General features: G+C 41.3%; 2 protein-coding genes. Both read right to left on the bottom strand.

What is annotated here, in order from left to right:
• Positions 1 to 85: 85 nt before the first annotated feature.
• On the bottom strand, positions 86 to 538 hold the full coding sequence (tnpA, locus tag ADIS_RS12480; protein WP_035805854.1) for an IS200/IS605 family transposase: 453 nt from the start codon (positions 536 to 538) through the stop codon (positions 86 to 88).
• Between the two features lie 107 nt (positions 539 to 645).
• Positions 646 to 942, bottom strand: a 297-nt coding sequence (locus ADIS_RS23440) for a hypothetical protein (RefSeq protein WP_035805851.1), incomplete at its 5' end; no start/stop codon positions are given.

The following is a 942-nucleotide window of genomic DNA, read 5'->3' as shown; positions in this document are numbered from 1 at the left end:
CAAGGGTGCGTTAATCGTTAGCATGGCCTGCTAGGGCTATGCAGGCATATGATTCCAAATTCCGGAAGCACTAACGGTGCGACAATCAATCCCACAAATACCTCTCATCATAGTCAATCTTATACTTTTTTAAAAATGCCAAATACTCCTCCTGGAATGTTTTCGTTTTATGGTGTTCGGATTGATTTTCAATATACCTCACCACCACGTCAATTTCGGAAGGATTCACCGAGAAACTTCCATATCCACGCTGCCAATAAAAGTTATGATATTTTTCTCCTTTGGTCTTCATCCACTTGGAGGAATGTGATTTCACTTCTTCGATGAATTTCATCAAAGTGATTTTTCTGGACAAAACGCAAAGTATATGTACATGGTCTTTATAGCCCCCAATTTTCACAGGTTTGAAATCCAAATTTTTACAGATCCCACCAATGTATTGGAATAACTCACACTCAATAAAATCATCAATAAATGGATGTCTGTCCTTCGTACTAAAAGTGATATGGCTGTAATTGTAAGCTATAGATTGTGGCATTTTTTATCCTTCTTGTCATCTAAAAAACAACTCTTACTGTGGTAAAATTAAAAAAAGTATTGAATACCAAGAAGCTTTATTGTATTGCTTTCGGAGTGGACAGGAGCTCAAATTGACCTAAGCATAGGCAGCAGGGTCGCCGAAAGAATGTGCGGCCGCCTTAGGGATCTTCTCAGCCGGCCTTTTCTTATGGCTGAGACCTGGAGATTTTCCAAACCAGGGGTGTTGCCACTGACTGTTGATTCCGCGCCTTTGGCGCTTGGGTGGTGTATTCGCATGTTTCCTTGGGCGTTGCCCAAGGCTAATGATTTTGCACCTTTGGTGCTGTTGATTAAATAAGCACCAAGGGTGCGGTGATCGTTAGCATGGCCTGCTAGGGCTATGCAGAGATATGATTCCAAATT

Source organism: Lunatimonas lonarensis (assembly GCF_000390185.1).
GTDB lineage: Bacteria > Bacteroidota > Bacteroidia > Cytophagales > Cyclobacteriaceae > Lunatimonas > Lunatimonas lonarensis.
The sequence above is the reverse complement of the archived record's forward strand: the minus strand, read 5'-3'. Positions and strand labels throughout refer to the sequence as shown.

Excerpts from the sequence above, each read along its gene's own strand:
- tnpA (WP_035805854.1), bottom strand. The coding sequence starts at position 538 with ATGCCACAATCTATAGCTTACAATTACAGCCATATCACTTTTAGTACG.